Source organism: Microbispora sp. NPDC049633, assembly GCF_040675265.1.
In the GTDB taxonomy this organism is placed as follows: domain Bacteria; phylum Actinomycetota; class Actinomycetes; order Streptosporangiales; family Streptosporangiaceae; genus Microbispora; species Microbispora maris.
Genome location: NZ_JBFAOO010000090.1, coordinates 14,970 through 30,350 on the forward strand (window position 1 = coordinate 14,970; position 15,381 = coordinate 30,350).

General features: G+C 72.1%; 19 protein-coding genes. 10 read left to right on the forward strand and 9 right to left on the reverse strand.

The window, feature by feature from the left end:
* The first annotated feature begins 139 nt into the window (after window positions 1-139).
* The 4 genes from AB0J39_RS22695 to AB0J39_RS22710 all read left to right on the forward strand — a co-directional run bounded on the left by AB0J39_RS22695 (window position 140) and on the right by AB0J39_RS22710 (window position 3,275).
* Window positions 140-979 carry a hypothetical protein gene (locus AB0J39_RS22695; RefSeq protein ID WP_363467955.1) on the forward strand — a complete coding sequence of 280 codons (840 nt, stop codon included), beginning with the start codon at window positions 140-142 and terminating at the stop codon, window positions 977-979.
* Window positions 976-2,055 carry a glycosyltransferase gene (locus tag AB0J39_RS22700; protein ID WP_363467956.1) on the forward strand — a complete coding sequence of 360 codons (1,080 nt, stop codon included), beginning with the start codon at window positions 976-978 and terminating at the stop codon, window positions 2,053-2,055. The genes AB0J39_RS22695 and AB0J39_RS22700 overlap by 4 nt, the downstream gene beginning before the upstream one ends.
* Before the next feature lie 49 nt (window positions 2,056-2,104).
* The gene (locus AB0J39_RS22705; protein WP_363467958.1) at window positions 2,105-2,536 is read left to right on the forward strand and encodes a hypothetical protein; all 432 of its coding nucleotides are present in this window, start codon (window positions 2,105-2,107) and stop codon (window positions 2,534-2,536) included.
* 304 nt (window positions 2,537-2,840) lie between these two features.
* Window positions 2,841-3,275: a hypothetical protein gene (locus AB0J39_RS22710; protein ID WP_363467960.1), complete on the forward strand. Its 435-nt coding sequence runs from the start codon at window positions 2,841-2,843 to the stop codon at window positions 3,273-3,275.
* Here the strand turns inward: AB0J39_RS22710 and AB0J39_RS22715 are convergent.
* Together AB0J39_RS22715 and AB0J39_RS22720 are read right to left on the reverse strand one after the other, a co-directional pair.
* On the reverse strand, window positions 3,268-3,630 hold the full coding sequence (locus tag AB0J39_RS22715) for an anti-sigma factor antagonist (protein ID WP_363467962.1): 363 nt from the start codon (window positions 3,628-3,630) through the stop codon (window positions 3,268-3,270). The genes AB0J39_RS22710 and AB0J39_RS22715 overlap by 8 nt on opposite strands.
* 149 nt (window positions 3,631-3,779) lie before the next feature.
* A complete protein-coding gene (locus AB0J39_RS22720) occupies window positions 3,780-4,826 on the reverse strand; it encodes a PP2C family protein-serine/threonine phosphatase (protein WP_363467964.1) in 1,047 nt (348 codons plus the stop codon).
* Window positions 4,827-4,940: 114 nt separating this feature from the next.
* Between AB0J39_RS22720 and AB0J39_RS22725 the strand changes: the two genes are divergently transcribed.
* Window positions 4,941-5,222 carry a metal-sensitive transcriptional regulator gene (locus AB0J39_RS22725; protein WP_079314359.1) on the forward strand — a complete coding sequence of 94 codons (282 nt, stop codon included), beginning with the start codon at window positions 4,941-4,943 and terminating at the stop codon, window positions 5,220-5,222.
* Window positions 5,223-5,328: 106 nt separating this feature from the next.
* On the opposite strand, the gene AB0J39_RS22730 is transcribed toward AB0J39_RS22725, so the two are convergent.
* Together AB0J39_RS22730 and AB0J39_RS22735 are read right to left on the reverse strand one after the other, a co-directional pair.
* Window positions 5,329-5,517 (reverse strand): hypothetical protein, encoded by a 189-nt coding sequence (locus AB0J39_RS22730; RefSeq protein ID WP_142574679.1) that lies wholly within the window; start codon window positions 5,515-5,517, stop codon window positions 5,329-5,331.
* A 147-nt stretch (window positions 5,518-5,664) separates the two neighbouring features.
* Window positions 5,665-7,110: a hypothetical protein gene (locus tag AB0J39_RS22735; RefSeq protein ID WP_363467966.1), complete on the reverse strand. Its 1,446-nt coding sequence runs from the start codon at window positions 7,108-7,110 to the stop codon at window positions 5,665-5,667.
* Window positions 7,111-7,430: 320 nt separating this feature from the next.
* On the opposite strand from AB0J39_RS22735, the gene AB0J39_RS22740 reads away from it, so the two are divergent.
* Window positions 7,431-8,675 carry a mannosyltransferase family protein gene (locus AB0J39_RS22740; RefSeq protein WP_363467968.1) on the forward strand — a complete coding sequence of 415 codons (1,245 nt, stop codon included), beginning with the start codon at window positions 7,431-7,433 and terminating at the stop codon, window positions 8,673-8,675.
* 55 nt (window positions 8,676-8,730) lie between these two features.
* The gene (locus tag AB0J39_RS22745; RefSeq protein WP_363467970.1) at window positions 8,731-9,681 is read left to right on the forward strand and encodes an endonuclease/exonuclease/phosphatase family protein; all 951 of its coding nucleotides are present in this window, start codon (window positions 8,731-8,733) and stop codon (window positions 9,679-9,681) included.
* Here the strand turns inward: AB0J39_RS22745 and AB0J39_RS22750 are convergent.
* Window positions 9,587-10,117, reverse strand: coding sequence for a gamma carbonic anhydrase family protein (locus AB0J39_RS22750; RefSeq protein WP_346225388.1), 531 nt, complete (start codon window positions 10,115-10,117; stop codon window positions 9,587-9,589). The genes AB0J39_RS22745 and AB0J39_RS22750 overlap by 95 nt on opposite strands.
* A gap of 154 nt (window positions 10,118-10,271) precedes the next feature.
* Between AB0J39_RS22750 and AB0J39_RS22755 the strand changes: the two genes are divergently transcribed.
* Complete coding sequence (locus tag AB0J39_RS22755; RefSeq protein WP_363467973.1) at window positions 10,272-11,372, forward strand: hypothetical protein; 1,101 nt, start codon at window positions 10,272-10,274, stop codon at window positions 11,370-11,372.
* Between the two features lie 210 nt (window positions 11,373-11,582).
* Here AB0J39_RS22755 and AB0J39_RS22760 read toward each other — a convergent pair whose 3' ends face one another.
* Both AB0J39_RS22760 and AB0J39_RS22765 read right to left on the reverse strand, forming a co-directional pair.
* Entirely contained in the window at window positions 11,583-11,795 is a 213-nt protein-coding gene (locus AB0J39_RS22760) for a hypothetical protein (RefSeq protein WP_346225386.1), read from the reverse strand.
* 114 nt (window positions 11,796-11,909) lie between these two features.
* Window positions 11,910-12,665 carry a GntR family transcriptional regulator gene (locus AB0J39_RS22765; RefSeq protein WP_363467975.1) on the reverse strand — a complete coding sequence of 252 codons (756 nt, stop codon included), beginning with the start codon at window positions 12,663-12,665 and terminating at the stop codon, window positions 11,910-11,912.
* 262 nt (window positions 12,666-12,927) lie between these two features.
* Here AB0J39_RS22765 and kynU point away from each other — a divergent pair, with 262 nt between their 5' ends.
* Window positions 12,928-14,166, forward strand: coding sequence for a kynureninase (gene kynU / locus AB0J39_RS22770; RefSeq protein ID WP_363467977.1), 1,239 nt, complete (start codon window positions 12,928-12,930; stop codon window positions 14,164-14,166).
* A 6-nt stretch (window positions 14,167-14,172) separates the two neighbouring features.
* On the opposite strand, the gene AB0J39_RS22775 is transcribed toward kynU, so the two are convergent.
* Window positions 14,173-14,583: a ClpX C4-type zinc finger protein gene (locus tag AB0J39_RS22775; protein ID WP_363467979.1), complete on the reverse strand. Its 411-nt coding sequence runs from the start codon at window positions 14,581-14,583 to the stop codon at window positions 14,173-14,175.
* 70 nt (window positions 14,584-14,653) lie between these two features.
* Between AB0J39_RS22775 and AB0J39_RS22780 the strand changes: the two genes are divergently transcribed.
* Window positions 14,654-15,082, forward strand: coding sequence for a TIGR03668 family PPOX class F420-dependent oxidoreductase (locus AB0J39_RS22780; protein WP_363467983.1), 429 nt, complete (start codon window positions 14,654-14,656; stop codon window positions 15,080-15,082).
* Window positions 15,083-15,096: 14 nt separating this feature from the next.
* Here the strand turns inward: AB0J39_RS22780 and AB0J39_RS22785 are convergent.
* Window positions 15,097-15,381 (reverse strand): isocitrate lyase/phosphoenolpyruvate mutase family protein (locus tag AB0J39_RS22785; protein WP_363467981.1); only part of this gene is annotated, 285 nt, incomplete at its 5' end.

Here is a 15,381-nt window from a genome sequence, read left to right on the forward strand (position 1 = left end):
TGAACTATTTGTCGAAATCCTTCGTCAAGGCGATGGAATGAACCGTGTTTCACGAAAGAGTGACAAAGGCTTTCTCCACATAACAGGAAAATCACGGTAACCTCAACGTTGGCTCAATCGACGGGGAGGGGGCTGGACGATGGGTGTAGTCGTCACCGACGCGGAGGTCACCCTGGCGGACGTCCTCTCCCTGCGTCTGTCCATCGCCGAGCCTCTGGCGGACGGCGCCCGCCTGGTCCTGCGCCGCCGGGGCTCGGGTGAGGAACGGCGGGTGACGCTCGGCGCGACCGGCGGGCGCACCGGGGACGCCAGCGTCGCGGTCTCCCTCGCGCCCCTCGACCTCGGTGCGGGACGCTGGGACACCTATCTAGAACAGGACGGCGCCCGCGCCCGTATCCAGAGCGTCGATCCCGGGTTCTCGCTCGACCGCCTCGACGCGTACGCGCTGGGCCGGCGGACGCTGGCCTACCGGGCCTACCGCACGCGCAACGGCTTTCTGGCCCTGAAGATAGACCCGGCGGAGCCCGTGGCCGACGTCCGCGCGGTGTGGTTCCGCGAGGGGCGCTTCGAGGTGACCGGGCTGCTGGCCTACACCGGCCTGGACGACGACGACCAGCACCGTCGCGCCACCCTCGCACTGCGTCACAGCGATTCGGGTCACAGGGATCCGGGCCACACCGATCGGGGCCACAGCGATCCGGCCACGACCGTGCGGGTCGCCGCCACCGTCCAGGGAGTCCGGTTCCATGCCGCGCTCTCGCTGTGCGACGTGCTGGAGGCCACCCCCGACTCGCAGGGCTCCTGGGAGCCCTACCTGGAGGTCGACGGCGTCGACGGCGCCCTGCCGCTGGGCGCCCGGCTCGACGACGTCGAGGGTAAACGCCGCCGCGTCCACTATCCCCGGGCGCTCGTGGACGGCGTGCCGATCCGGCCCAGCTTCACTTCCGGCGACGAGCTGCTGCTGGAGGTGGGAGCGTGAGGATCGCCTTCCTGCTTCCCTCGGCGTACGGCATGCGCGGCGACGTGCGGGCGATGCTGAACCTGGCAGGAGGGCTGGCCTCACGGCACGAGGTGGAGGTGGTGAGCGTCCGGCGCACCCGGGAGACCCCGTTCTTCCCGGTCGACCGCCGGGTGACGCTGCGCTGGCTCGTGGACGCCCGGCCCGGTGTCCATCACCTGCTGCCCCGTGGGCAGGTGCGCACCGAGGTGGCGCTCTGGCGGATGCTGCGCGGCCTGCGCGCCGACGTCCTGGTCACCACCCGCCCGTCGCTGAGCGTCCAGGCCGCGCGGTACGCCCCGCGAGACGTCGTCCGCATCGCCCGGGAGTGGGGCAGACCGTCGGTGCCCGCCCCGGTGCGCCGTTTCTATCCCCGCCTCGACGCCGTGGTCGCGAGCACCGCCGCCCGGCGGGACGAGTGGGTGCGGCTGCTCGACGACGACCTGTCGGTCCACGCCATCCCCGACGCCCTGCCCGCGGCGCCCTGGCCGCGCTCCCGCATGGACAACCGGATCGTCAGCGCCGGGGGCCGGCTGGTGGCCGGCAAGTCGTACGACCAGCTCGTGCGGGCCTTCGCGATCGTCGCCGACAAGCGGCCCGACTGGCGGCTGCGGTTGTACGGCGGGGGCCCGGAGGAGCGGCGGTTGCGCGCCCTCGTCCGCGACCTCGACCTGCACAACCACGTGTATTTCATGGGCACCACCCCCGACCTGCCCGGCGAGTTCGCCAAGGCGTCCATCGTCGCGGTGCCGTCCCGGCACGAGGTGCTGGGCATGTCCGTCCTCGAGGCGCTGAGCTGCGGAGTGCCGGTCGTGGGCTTCGCCGGGTCCCGTGGGCCCGCCGAGTTCCTCCGTCCCGGCCGCGACAGCGTGCTCGTACAGGAGGGGGAGGGCGGCGACGCCGAGTCGTTCGCCTGCGCGCTGCTCGGGCTGGTGGACGACGAACGCCGCCGCATGGAGCTGGCGGCGGGGGCGCTGGAGAGCGCGTCCGCGCACGCCGCGCCCGCCGTCGCGGTCCGCTGGGAAGAGCTGATGTACGGCCTGCGCTCCCGCCCCTGACGAGGAGCACTGACGAGGGGCACTGACGAGGGGCACTGTCGAGGAGCATGTGCCCGCGGTCGAGCGGCGCAGAACCTACGCCCGGGCCTCCCGCCGCCAGTCGGCGACGCCCGGCATTCCCCGCCCCGGCCGGCTGCGGCCCGAGGAGGCGGTGCGCCGCGCCACGTTCGGGGTCGTGCTCGACACCTCGGGGTCCATGAACGTGCGAGTCCTGGGCAAGGCGCTCGGCGCCATCGCCTCGTACGCGACCGAGCGGGACGTGCCGCGCGCCCGGGTCGTGTTCTGCGACGCCGTCGCCTACGACGCGGCGGGCTACCTGCCCGTCGAGGACATCGCCGGCAGGGTTCGCGTGCGGGGGCGCGGCGGGACGATCCTCCAGCCGGGCGTCAACCTGCTCGAACGGGCCGCAGGACCTTCCCGGGGACGGCCCGATCCTGGTCATCACCGACGGCGAGTGCGACGTGGTCCGGATCCGCCGTGAGCACGCGTTCCTCATCCCGGCCGGTGCCGTCCTGCCGTTCATCCCGCGCGGGCCGGTCTTCCGCATGACCTGACCGCGCCGTCGCTCCCCAGTGGGCCGCAACCGGGTCGCAAGAGCCCGTCGTGATGCTGGTTGCCGTACGGACGACCATGAAGATCGGGAGGAGAGCGGGATGACGAACACGGCTGCGCGTCTGGGGCGTTCGGGGGCGGTGGCGGTCCTCGCCGTGGGCGTCGCGCTGGGCGGCGCCACGTCCGCGAGCGCGGCGGCGAGCGCCCCCGTGAATGCCCCTAAGAATGCCCCCATGGATGCCGCTGTGAGCGCCGCCGGCAGGCTGGGGCCGTACGGCTACGGCGGTGTGACGCTGGGGATGAGCGTCAAGCAGGCCCAGAAGACCCGCGGAGTCGTCAAGAAGTTCGGCGGCGGAGGCGGCTGCTCGGGCTGGGACCTGAAGGCGCACCCGACCGGCAAGGACGGGGCCGGCCTGTTCATCTCGAAGAAGCGCGGCGTCGCCGTGATCTTCGCGCCCAAGGGCGTAAGGACCCCTGAGGGCATCGGGATCGGCTCCACCCGCAAGCAGTTGGAGAAGGCTTATCCCCATCTCAGGACGGCCGCCAGCGGCTACCCCGTCACCACGGTCCCCGGCAACCGCAGGGCCGACTACGTCTTCCTGCTGTCGCGCGGCGGCAGGATCTACCAGCTGGCCCTGAGCCTCAAGACCCAGGACTGCGTCAACTAGGTCGTGTCCCGGGGCCGCCGGGCCGGGTGAGGTGTGCGGCGGCGTCGGTTGCGGTGTCGTGGATCGGCAGCTCCGAGTCGAGGCCGGTGATCCGGAGCATCCGGGCGAAGCGCCCGTGGGCGCCGCTGAGCGCCAGGCGCCCGCCGGCCGCCTTGACGGCGCTCAGGGCCCCCATGAGGACGCTCAGTCCGGTCGAGTCGCAGAATTTGAGCCCTTCGGCGTCGACCACGATGCGGGGCGGGGTACGCAGCCCGACCGCCTCGGCCAGGCAGGCGCGCAGAGAGGGGGCGGCGACCAGGTCCAGGTCGCCGAACATCCTGATGACCACGACGTTCTCGTCCAGAACAGTGAGCATGGAGAAGCTGTCGGGCTGTCCGTGCCTTCCCGGTTCCACTCGTGCTCGCCCCTGCTCACCTGGCCCTGCGATCCGGCCGTCACCGTACGGTGGGGGCCAGAACTGTCCGTCAATGATTGCACATGGCAAACGATGCCCCGGCCAGGCCGTCAGGGGCGTTCCCTGCGGACGAGCAGCATGGCCGCGTCGTCGGTGAGGGGCCCGCCGACGTGCGTGACCAGGTCGTGTTCCAGCAGGTCGAGCGTGATCTGCGGATCGTCGTCGGACCGCAGGAGGCGGGATGCCCGGTCCTCAAGGGGATAGAAGGCGCCGGCCCGGTCCCGTGCCTCGATCACGCCGTCGGTGTAGAAGAGGATCCGGTCGCCCTGGCGGAACGCGCACCCGTACGGCCGCGGCCCGGCCGGGGCGAGCTCGACCAGGCCGAGCGGCGGCGTCTCCTCACGTGGTTCGAGCCGGCGGACGCGGCCGTCGCCCGTCAGCAGCAGAGGCGGCGGGTGGCCGTAGTTGAGCAGTTCGATCTCGTCCTCGCGCACCTCGGCGAGCACGGCGGTGACGAACTTCTCCCCGCCGAGCCGCCGCGTGAGGTGGTCCTCCAGGCACTGGCCGACAGCCGCGAGCGTCGGCTCGTCATAGGCGGCCTCCCGGAAGGCGCCGACCACCGAGGCCGCCGTCTCCACGGCCGCCAGGCCCTTGCCCTGCACGTCGCCGACGATCACCCGGACGCCGTCGGGCCCCCTGGTGATGTCGTACAGGTCCCCGCCGATGCGGGCCTCCACAGTGGCGGACGTGTAGGACAGGGCGACGCGCAGATCGCCCGCCTGCCGGGGCACTGGGCGCAGCAGCACGCGCTGGACCGCCTCGGCGACGAGGCGGACGTTCGCCAGCGTGCGCTCGCCCTCGGCGCGGAGCCGGCACGCCAGCGCGGCGGCCGCGGTGACCCCGACGATCGCGACCAGCGTGATCGTGATCACCGGGCCGCCGAGCAGACGGTCGTGGTAGGCCAGCGGCACGGACAGGACGAGCGCGACCAGTCCGGCCAGCACCGTGTGGCGCGTGCCGCCGGTCACCGCGGCGAACGCGGGCCCGAGGGTCAGCAACGGCAGCAGGCCCAGGGCGGGCCCGGCGAGCAGGTCGAGCACCACCACCGCCGCCATGGCGGCGAACGGCAGGATACGAAGGACAGCCTGTGTTCCCATCGCGACTCCAGCGCCGCTATGAGCCGGTCCATGGTGGCATTCCCGCGAGCGCCCGCCCTACCCGCCGGATCGGAGCGGCGCCCGCTGAATACCGGTAACGGGTATCGTTGAAGGATGCACGGGTACAGCGGGGACAAACAGGCCTACCTCACCCGCCTGCGCCGGATCGAGGGACAGATCCGGGGGCTGCAGCGGATGGTGGACGAGGAGGCCTACTGCATCGACATCCTCACCCAGGTCTCGGCGGCCACCCGCGCCCTCCAGGCGGTGGCGCTCGGCCTGCTGGAGGACCACATCGCCCATTGCGTCGCCGACGCCGTCAAGAGCGGAGGCCCGGAGGCGGGCGAGAAGGTGAAGGAGGCCTCGGCGGCCATCGCCCGGCTCGTCAGGTCGTGATCACCGCTGTCGATCATCGGCATCACCGCGCTTGAACGGATCGTCCGGTCGAGCAACCGTCCCGGGCCCCATCGGGTACCCGGGACGGTCCGTGCTCCCAATGCCTTCAGCGGCTCGCCGAAGTCCGCAATCCGAGCGCGTTGTCGAGCTCTTCCAAGGTCAGTCGGTTCTCCGTGATGTTCACGGCCTCCAGCACCTCGGCGTAGAGCGCGATCTCGTCCAACGCGACACGGTCGTGGACCCGAGAGTCCAGGTCGTCGTGCCCCACCGCGTCGTCCTTCCTTCCGCAGCCCACACCCATCACGAGGTTACGTCCGGGTACCTTCGCGCGACATGGCCCATCGTGACCATTCCGGCCGGCGTCCCTCGTCCCTCCGGGACCATTTCCCTGATACCGAGATCACGATTCGATGAAAAAGACGGTGATGAGGGGAAGGGATTGCTAAAGCGGAGGTAAGGACGAAATATCCGAATTAGAAGTTTCGAACAGCCAGCTCCCGGACTCCTCCAGGTCGCGCCTGTGTTCCGCCGCCTCCTGAGGGCGCGGATCGTCGCGCTGGTGGATCAGGCACTGCACGACCGCGGCGCACACCGGGAAGCCCACGGTGGGCGCGGGCGTGCCCGTCAGGGCGCACCAGGCCAGGCCGGTCGCGTACGCGGAGCCGAGCAGGGCGGCGGCCGTCTCGCGGTCCGGCGGGACCAGCCCCGGCGGCAGCTCGCCGCCGGCCGGCCAGCAGCCCCGCAGCGGATGGGCGGGATCGGTGAGCGCGAGATAGAGCGACTGCCGGAGTTCGTCGTCCATCCACGGATACAGCGCGGTGACCACCTGCGCGGTCTGTGAACTGCCCGGCGCCGCCCAGGCGGGTTCGGACACGCCGCACACGCCCGCCACGTCGGCGGCGAGCAGCGCGGCCGCCACCGCCCGCGGATCCATTCCCCGGGCGGCCGTGTAGCCCAGGGCCTCGACGAGGTCGTACAGGGTGTGGCGGAAGTGCTCGCCCGGCGCCCACTCCGGGAGCGTGGCGGGGACGAGGTGCGGGGGGCAGCGCGCCAGCCAGGCCTGCCGTACGGCGCCGCCGGGCATGGCGTGCTGGTCCAGCCAGGGGCTGGTGAGCAGCGGCTCCGACATCGCGATCAGCGCGTCGGCCCGCGGGCGGAACCGGGGGTCGGCGCGCAGCACCGTGGCCGTCTCGGCCATCAGTCCGGCGAGGCGCAGGCCGGCGTCCCCCGCGCCGGAGCGCATCCGCTCGGCGTACAGGGCCACGAGCGCGTCGAGCGACCCCATGGGCAGCCAGCGCACCCAGTCGTCACCGGGCAGGGGCCGGGCCAGGAACTCGCCGAACATCGACAGCATGACCTCGTTGCCGTCGAAGGCGGGCGCGTAGGCGCACCACATGATCGTGCCCCACACGGCCGCCACCGTGGCGGCCACGTCGCGGGCGAAGATCTCCCGGTAGACGCTGTCGCCGAGGGGGAAGTCCTCCCGGCGCAGCCCGCGGTGGGCCAGGAGCAGCGCGCGGAGCCGTTCGGTGATCTCGTGTGGCACGTCCGGGCCGACGAAGGCCTGGGTGGACCCGCGGTCGTACGCGAAGTCGAAACCGGTGGGGATCAGCGCCGGCGGGATCGCGACCTCCGGCGGGTGCGGCCGGGCGGCGGTCCGGACGGCCGGGTGCAGCGGCGGCGCCGACAGGTGCCAGCGGCCGTCGACGCGGTCCAGGCGATACCAGCGGGCGTGCGCGCCGAACAGCCACCACACGCCGTCCGGGGTGACAAGCGCCCGCTGGGCCAGGGTGTGCGCCCGTGCGAGCGGGGGGAGCAGCGCCCACCGGGGGTCGCCGACGACGGCGCGCACGTCGCGCTCCATCGCCGTGAACCCGTCCCAGTACACGCGGCAGCGACTCCTCCGTCCTCTGGAGAGGACGGTCTCTCGCCTGCCCGGCCGGAGTGGGCGACGGCCGGACCCCGGCCGATGCCCCTCCGGGGCTCCGATTGCCGGGACGATCTCCGGCGGTCCCCTCGCTGGATCCGATGGTAGCTCGCCGGTCCGACAGGCGGCGGGAGCCCGTGGCGCACCGGGGGGCCCTCGGTGAAAGTTTCACGAGCCGGGAGGCGTTGAGCAGCGCATATCCGTATTTCCGGGGATTGGGACGCATCTCCAGGGCGCCCGCCACTTGGCATGAACTGCCGTGGCGTATTCCATAGGTGCTCGTGACGGAGATCCAGCAGGCCGGGACCGCCCGGGAGCAGGGCGCGGACGAGGCATCGGAGAAGATGACGTCCGTGGACAGCTCTGGCGGCACGGCGACCGGCGAACAGACGGGGCCGCAGTCGGGCCGGACATGGCGGGCGGTGTGGTGGCTCGGCCGGCCGAGCGACCGCACGGCCCTGCTGATCTGGTTCTTCTGGCAGATCGCCTGCTACATCTACCTGATACTCGCGGCGCCCGGCCGGACGGAGGACCCGATCCTCGACCGGTTCAACCGGTACGACTCCTACAACTTCATGGACATCGCGCGGTACGGCTACGACGGCCGGCCGGAGGACCAGGACTCGCCGCGGCTCGTCGCGTTCTTCCCGGGGCTGCCGCTGCTGCTGCGCGCCGTGCAGTTCGTCATCCCGGACCTGAGGCTCGCCCTCGTCCTGATCTCGTTCGTCGCGAGCGCCGTCGTGGCGGTCGCGTTGTCGCGGCTGAGCGAGTCGTACCGGGAGGGCAGCGGCCACTGGACCGTGCTGGCGTTCTTCTGCAGCCCGTTCGCGGTGTTCCTGCTCGCCGGCTACACGGAGGCGCTGTTCCTCGCGCTGGCCATCCCCGCGTGGCTGCTGGCGCGCCAGGGCCGGTGGGAGGCGGCCGCCATCTGCGCCGCCTTCGCGTCGTCCATCCGCATCTCCGGGCTCTTCCTCGCCCTCGGGCTGGCCGTGCAGTTCCTCGTCGCGCGCGACGGGCTGCGTGCCCCGAAGGGGTGGCGGAAGGCGCCGTGGCTGCTGCTGCCGGGCGTGCCGGTGCTGGCGTACATGCTCTATCTCTGGAACCGCACGGGCGATCTGATGGCCTGGAAGGCGGCGGAGGCGCAGTATTGGGGCCGCTACCCCGAGGCGCCCTGGAACGTGTTCATCAACACCTGGCACCGGTCGATCGACGAGCCCTTCCTGACGACGTCGTACCGCGAGGAGATCATCTCGGCGATCGTGCTGGTCGTGCTGATCCTCGCGCGGCTGGTCCGGCGCAGGTGGGCCGACTTCGCCTACCTGGCGCCGCAGGCGGTGGCGCTGCTGGCGATGTCGTCGTTCTACATGTCGGTGGGCCGGGCCTCGCTGCTGTGGTGGCCCCTCTACATCTCCGTGGGCGTCGTCGGCACCCGAAGGCCCTGGGTTCTCATGGCCTACATCGCGGTCGCCGCGCCGGTCATGGCAATCAATGTCGGAAATTTCACCACAGGTGCCTGGGTGGGTTGATCGCTGCTGACTAGCTTCTCCATGTATGGGGGCATATGTGGCAGGAGCGGCAATTGTGGCGCTTGTGGTCGCGAGTCTTCCGCCGGCCGCCGACACGTACCGGGTGAGCGTGCTCACCTACAACGTCTGTGCCGCGGGCAACAGCGCCGGCACCTGCGTACGCGACCTGACGCCGCAGCGCCGCAGAACCTGGGCCGGCCAGGTCTCCGCGCTGATCCGGTCGAGGGACGTGGACGTCGCCTCCTTCACCGAGATGTGTTACGCGCAGGTCGGCCTGCTCCGGCGTGAGCTGCCCGGCTACCGCCTGGTCTGGTACGGCTACGCCAAGGGCGGCGGGCCGGGCCGCGAGGACCGGTGCCGCACGTTGTGGGGCGACCTCACCCCGGACACGGCGCCGCCGGACGGCAGGACATTCGGTGTGGCGCTCGCGCTGAAGAACGGGGCCGAGGGTCCGCCGCCGCTGCGGCGGCTGCTGCGCGCCGACCACGCCCCGGCCGTGCCCGGCGAGACGATCCACCCGCGCGGCCTGCTGTGCGCCACGGGACGGGTCGGCCCGCGCCGCTCGGTCTGCTGCGTGACCCACATCTCCGACACCGAGACCCCGCGGCAGGTCACCGGACTGGTGGCGCGGTACGCCGGCGGCGCGCCGGTCATCCTCACCGGCGACTTCAACCGCGAACCCGGCCACGACCAGCTCACCGGCGTGTACGGCATGGGCCTGGGCGACGGCGGCTACGTCGAGGCCGGCGCCGAGTCGTGCGGGCTCGCGCGCCGCGGCGGCGAACCGACCACGCGCGGCGGCCGGAAGATCGACTACATCTTCGCGACCGAGGCCGACTACCGGCCGGGCGGAGCCGAGGTCATCAGGACCGACCCGGAGCTGTCGGACCACCTGGCGCTGGCCGGCACGCTCATCGGGAGCGAACCGAGGCCGCGGCGTGACGGCGGGCCTTGGCGAGGTAGTTGTCCGGCGTACGCGCGAAGGAGGCGCGATCGTCGTCGGTGAGCTCACGGACGACCTTGCCCGGCACGCCCGCGACCAGCACGCCCGCCGGGACGCGACGGCCGGGCGGCACGACGGCCCCCGCGGCGATCAGGGAACCGGCTCCGACGACCGCCCCGCCGAGCACGACCGCGCCGATGCCCACGAGCGCGCCGGTCTCCACGTGCGCGCCATGTACCATCGCGCGGTGGCCGAGGCTCACCCGGTCCTCCAGGATGGCCGGCTCGCCGGGGTCGGCGTGCAGACAGCACAGGTCCTGGATGTTGACCTCGTCGCCGACCTCGATGCGCTCGTCGTCGCCGCGCAGCACCGATCCGTACCAGACGTTCGCGCCGCGCCCGAGCCGCACTCTCCCGACGACCACCGCCCCCGGGGCCACCCATGCCTCCGGATGGATGATCGGCGCGGCGTCGTCGTCCAGGTCCGCTATGTACGGCATGCCGTCATGATCCCATGTGGCACGTGCCGGGTTCGATGCGACGCCCCGTGTTCCGCCCGGCGCCTGGGGCGTTCAGGTTGCGATGTGCGACGGATAGCAGGAAAGTCGTGTCCTGGCTGCGTTACCGTCGTTATCTCCAACCCCAGGGTTTCTCATGACGAATCAGACCGACAACTTCCCCGACCTCATGAGTGACGACTCCTTCGAAGTCGTGATGCGTGGGTACAGCCGCAGGCAGGTCCACGACTACATGATCCGGACCCGCAACCAGATCCGGGACCTGGAGGAACGGCTGGCGCGCACGATCGACCAGGCGGAGCAGAGCCGGCTGGAGCTGGCCGAGGCGCGGCGGAGGATGGCGGAGTCGCCGCAGAACCCCGACGAGCTGGGCGAGCGGCTCAGCCAGATACTCAAGCTGGCGCAGGAGGAGGCGGCCGCCAACAAGGAGGCGTCCGAGGCGGAGGCCACGAGGCTGCGCGAGAGCTCGGCGGCCGAGGCCGAGCGGCTGGTGACGTCGGCGCGCGAGCAGGCCGACGCCATCAGGACCGCCGCCCAGGACGAGGCCGAGCGCCGCGTCGCCGAAGCCACCTCCACGGCGGACCGGCTGCTGGCGCAGGCGGGCGCGAACGCGGAGGAGACGCTGGGCACGGCCCGCGCGGAGGCGGAGGAGATCATGCGCGCCGCCCGCGCCGAGGGGGAGCGGCAGCTCACCGCCGCCCGGATGGAGGCGGAGCGGATGCTCTCCGAGGCGCGCGGCCAGGCCGAGGCCATGCTGGCGGCGGCGCAGCAGCGCGTGAACGCGCTGGACGAGCACACCGGCCGCCGGGTGGCCTACCTCACCGACACCCACACGGAGGTCGTGCGGCGGCTCAACGAGATCGGCTCGGTGCTCGGCGACCTCATGCAGCGCGAGGCCGCGGCGGGACCGGTGATCGACGAGGCCGCCGTGCTGCCGCCGCCGCAGGTGCACGCCATCGCCGCGGGCGCCCAAAACCAGCAGCACGACCAGCGGCACGAGCCGGGTGACGAGCCGCGGCAGGCTCTGGAGGCCGCGCCGTCCGGGCAGGAGGCGCACCCCGAGGACGCCACCGGTCAGGGACGGGCGGACGACGACGAGGACGACGCGGTTCTGATCGTGGACGACGGACGTCACCAGGACGGTCACGCCGCGGCGCCCTCGCCCGAGGACACCGACGTCAACCTCGGCCGCGTGCGGCGTGCCCTGCCGGACGGGCAGTCGGTCGGAGGCAACTGAGTCGTGCGATCTGAGTCGTGCGATCCGGGCCGGGTGCCGTGTGATTGTGTGACCGCGTGATCGTGTGACCGCGTGACTGTGTGACGCCCTTGGCGCGTCGCGCCGGAGTGCCTGGCCGGCGCGCAGGTCGCACTGCCCCGCACCGGGCGGAGCAGGTGCAGAAGTGGTAGCGGAAGCCCCCGCCCCCGATCGGGTCGGGGGCTTCCGCGCTCAGGGATCGGCGGTGCGGGTCTCCTGCTCGCGCAGCAGCTCACGCAGCCCGTCGGCCTCGTCGGCGTCGATGGTCATCGCGCATCCCGCCGCACGCTGCGCCGACGTGAGCGGGTGGTGCCGGGTCGCCCACCACCGGCCGGCGTCGCTCCGCCAGATCGTCCACTCCGGGAACTCCCGGGCGATCTCGGCGAGGCGTCGGTCAAAGGACATCCGTACACCTTCCCTCGCCGTGTGCCCGGTGTTCTTGACGTCTCCTCCTCAAAGTGCGGGACATCTCTAGAGAAATCAATGATCGGGATGGTCAGGTCAACGTTGCCTCTTGACCTAGGCGTCGAAGTCGTACTGAAGTACATAGGACGCCGCGTCCAGGATCATCTCGTTGACCTCGACCGGCATGCCTCCCTCCGCGAAGGCCACCCGGGTGACGGAGATCACCGGCGTGCCGGCGGGAAGGTTCAGCGACTCGGCCTCGCCGGGCAACGGCATCCGCGCCCGCACCTCCTCGCTGAAGTGGACGGGAGCCCGGCCGAGCTCGCCCAGCCGGGCGTACACCCCGCCGGGACCGGTGTCGGGCAGGACGATCGCCGTGCCCTCCACGAGATCGGCGGGAAAGCAGGAGGCCGCGAGCTGCACGGGACGGCCGTCCACGGAGTAGCGGCGCCGGCGCACCCACACCTCGCCCGCGCCGAGCACGCGGGCGACCTGCTCGCTCGCCGGCTCGCGCACGATGCTCACCTCGTCCACGACGTACGACCGGCCCCGGGTGTCGGAGTCCCAGATGGCCAGACCCCGGGCCCACTGCTCACGGGAGAGCCGGCGGGACCCGTGGCGGCGGATGGGGCGGAACAGCCGCACGTAGACGCCTGATCCCCGCTTCGGCACGGCGAGCCCTTCGTTGATCAGCACGGCGAGCGCCTGCCGTGCCGTGGCCCGGGCGACGCCGTGCTCCTTCATGAGCGCGTTCTCGCCCGGTAGCCGGTCGCCGTCACCGAGCGCTCCGGACAAGATCTGATCGCGCAGCCTGTCGGCGATGCGGCGATAGATCGGGGCCTCGTGATGCACCGACGGGGATTCCGTCACGTTTGATCACCCTCTGTCACCAACGGGGGTTTGGCGTCTCCAGAGAACTTGCCCCGTCTTGTCCACGATCGCACAGAGCTTGGGGTGCGTCTTGTGCTTACTTTGCGCTGATCGTGCCGGTGTGGCGATCCCTGGGGGTTATAGCCGTCCGCATCCGTGGAACGGTCCTTTCCGGTATTGCCGGCGCCGGGAACGCTCCGTCATCGCCATAACGACAACAACGGATATTTCGGTACATAATGCGGTGACGAAGGAGCTGCCGATGGTTCTCAGCCGTGCCGAATGCCAGGACCTCGACGCCAAGGATCCGCTCGGGGAGTTCCGCGACGAGTTCTCGCTGCCTCCCGGGGTCGTCTACCTGCTGGGCAACTCGCTCGGCGCGCTGCCCCGGCGGACGCCGGAAAGGGTGGCCCGCACGGTCGAGACCGAGTGGGGGGTGCATCTCGGGGCCAGCTGGAACACGGCCGGCTGGTGGGACATGCCGCAGAGCACCGGTGACCGCATCGCGCCCCTGATCGGCGCGCGCCCCGGCGACGTGCTGGCCGGCGACTCCACCTCGGTGAACATCTTCAAACTGGTCACGGCCGCCCTTCCGCTGCGGCCCGGCCGCCGTGTGATCGTCTCCGACCTCGACAACTTCCCCACGGACCGGTACGTCGTGGAGGGCGCCGCCCGGGCGCTCGGCGCGTACGAGATCAGGGACATCGGCGAGGGCGGCCGCTCGCTGGAGGACGCCCTCGGCGACGACGTCGCGCTCGTGCTGCTGTCGCACGTGGACTACCGGACGGGCGCGGCCAGGGACATGACGGCGGTGACCGAGCGGGTCCGGGCGGCCGGCGCGCTCATGATCTGGGACCTGTGCCACAGCGCCGGGGCGCTGCCCGTGCGGGTGGGCGAGGCGGACTTCGCCGTCGGCTGCACCTACAAGTACCTGAACGGCGGGCCCGGCGCCCCCGCGTACCTGTACGTCGCGCCCCGCCACCAGGACGCCGTCCAGAACGTGCTGTCGGGCTGGCACGGGCACGCCGCGCCCTTCGACTTCGAACCGCACTACCGCCCCGCGGCCGGTGTGCGGCGCTTCGCCACGGGCAGCCCGCCGATCCTGTCGTACGCCGCGCTGAACGCGTCGCTCGACATCTGGGAGCGGGTGGACCTCGACGAGGTCAGAGCCAAGAGCCTGGCCCTGACCTCGCTGTTCGTCGAGCTGCTCGACGACCTCGTCGACCCGGGGCTCGGGCTCGTCCTGGCCACCCCGCGCGACCCGGAGCGGCGGGGAAGCCAGGTCAGCTACCGTCACCCGCAGGGCTACCCCGTGGTGCGCGCGCTCGCGGACCGGGGAGTGATGGGCGACTACCGCGAGCCGGACTTCGTCCGTTTCGGCTTCGCGCCGCTGTACCTGCGCTACGTCGACGTGTACGACGCGGCGGCCACGCTGGCCGAGGTGCTGGGCGAGGAGCCGTGGCGGGACGAGCGCTACGCGCGACGGCTCACGGTCACCTGACGTGCGTCAACGGCGGCGGCGGGCCAGCCCGGCGACGATGTCTCCGGCCAGCGCCACGCAGCGGTCGCAGATGCGTCCGCCCTCGCCGTGGACCATGTGGACGCGCGGGCCGGGCGGCCTGCGGCAGAAGGAGCAGGCGGCGTCGCGCTTCATGCGGCGGTTGACCAGGTGGCGGTGGGCGAAGGCGGGAGTGAAGCGCCGCCTGCGCGCGCTCCGCCTGATGTAACCGAAACGCTCACCGATGGCGGTCCAGGACGCGCCGGCCTCACGGGCGCGGCGCACCGCCAGATCGAGCAGGGCGTCCGCCTCGCCGCCCAGTTCGGGAACCAGGGTGATCGCGGCGGACAGGATTTCCAGGGGATCTTCGGGGTCGCGTGCGCTCGAGCGGGCCCGCTCGAGTAAGTCAGATGCCTCCATGGCGGACACCATAGGCCGCCGTACAAAGACGATCAAGCGCGACCACGGTGCGTAGGCTGGCCTGGTGAGGATGCCCGAGTCGCGGGCCCGCGCCCTGTTCTCGGCGGCCCGCGTGGCCCGCCTCGCGACCGCCGGGGCCGAGGGGGCGCCGCGGCTCGTCCCGGTCACGTTCGCCGTGCTGCGGGAGGGTGAGAAGGGCGTCGTGGTGACGGCCGTGGACCACAAGCCGAAGGCCACCGCCGACCTGCGGCGGCTGCGCGACATCCGCGACAATCCCCGCGTCTGCCTGCTGGCCGACCACTACGAGGACGACTGGGAACGGCTGTGGTGGGTGCGCGCCGACGGGCGGGCCCGCGTCGTGGAGGGCGGCGCCGAGCATGAGCGGGCCGTGGCGGGGCTGGCGCGCAAGTACGCCCAGTATCGCGAGCGCCCCCCGGCCGGGCCCGCGATCCTCGTCCGGGTCGAGCGCTGGTCGGGCTGGTCGTACGGCGAGCCGTAGGCCGGCGGACGTGGTCAGGCGGGCGGGAAGGGGTCGTCTCCCCGGGCGATCGTGTCCAGCATGCGCGCGGTGAACGCCTGGGTCGCGCGGTGGACGCCGGGGCCGAAGCTGATCCTGGCCACGCCGAGGGCCGCGAGGTCGCGGACGGCCGGCACACCGGGCCGCATCAGCACGTTGATCGGTCCGCCTATCTCCCGGACGAGCGCGCCGATCGCCTCGGGATCGCTCGCGAGGATCGGGTAGACGCAGTCGGCGCCGGCCGCGAGGTAGCGGCGGCCCCGGTCGATCGCCTCCGCGAG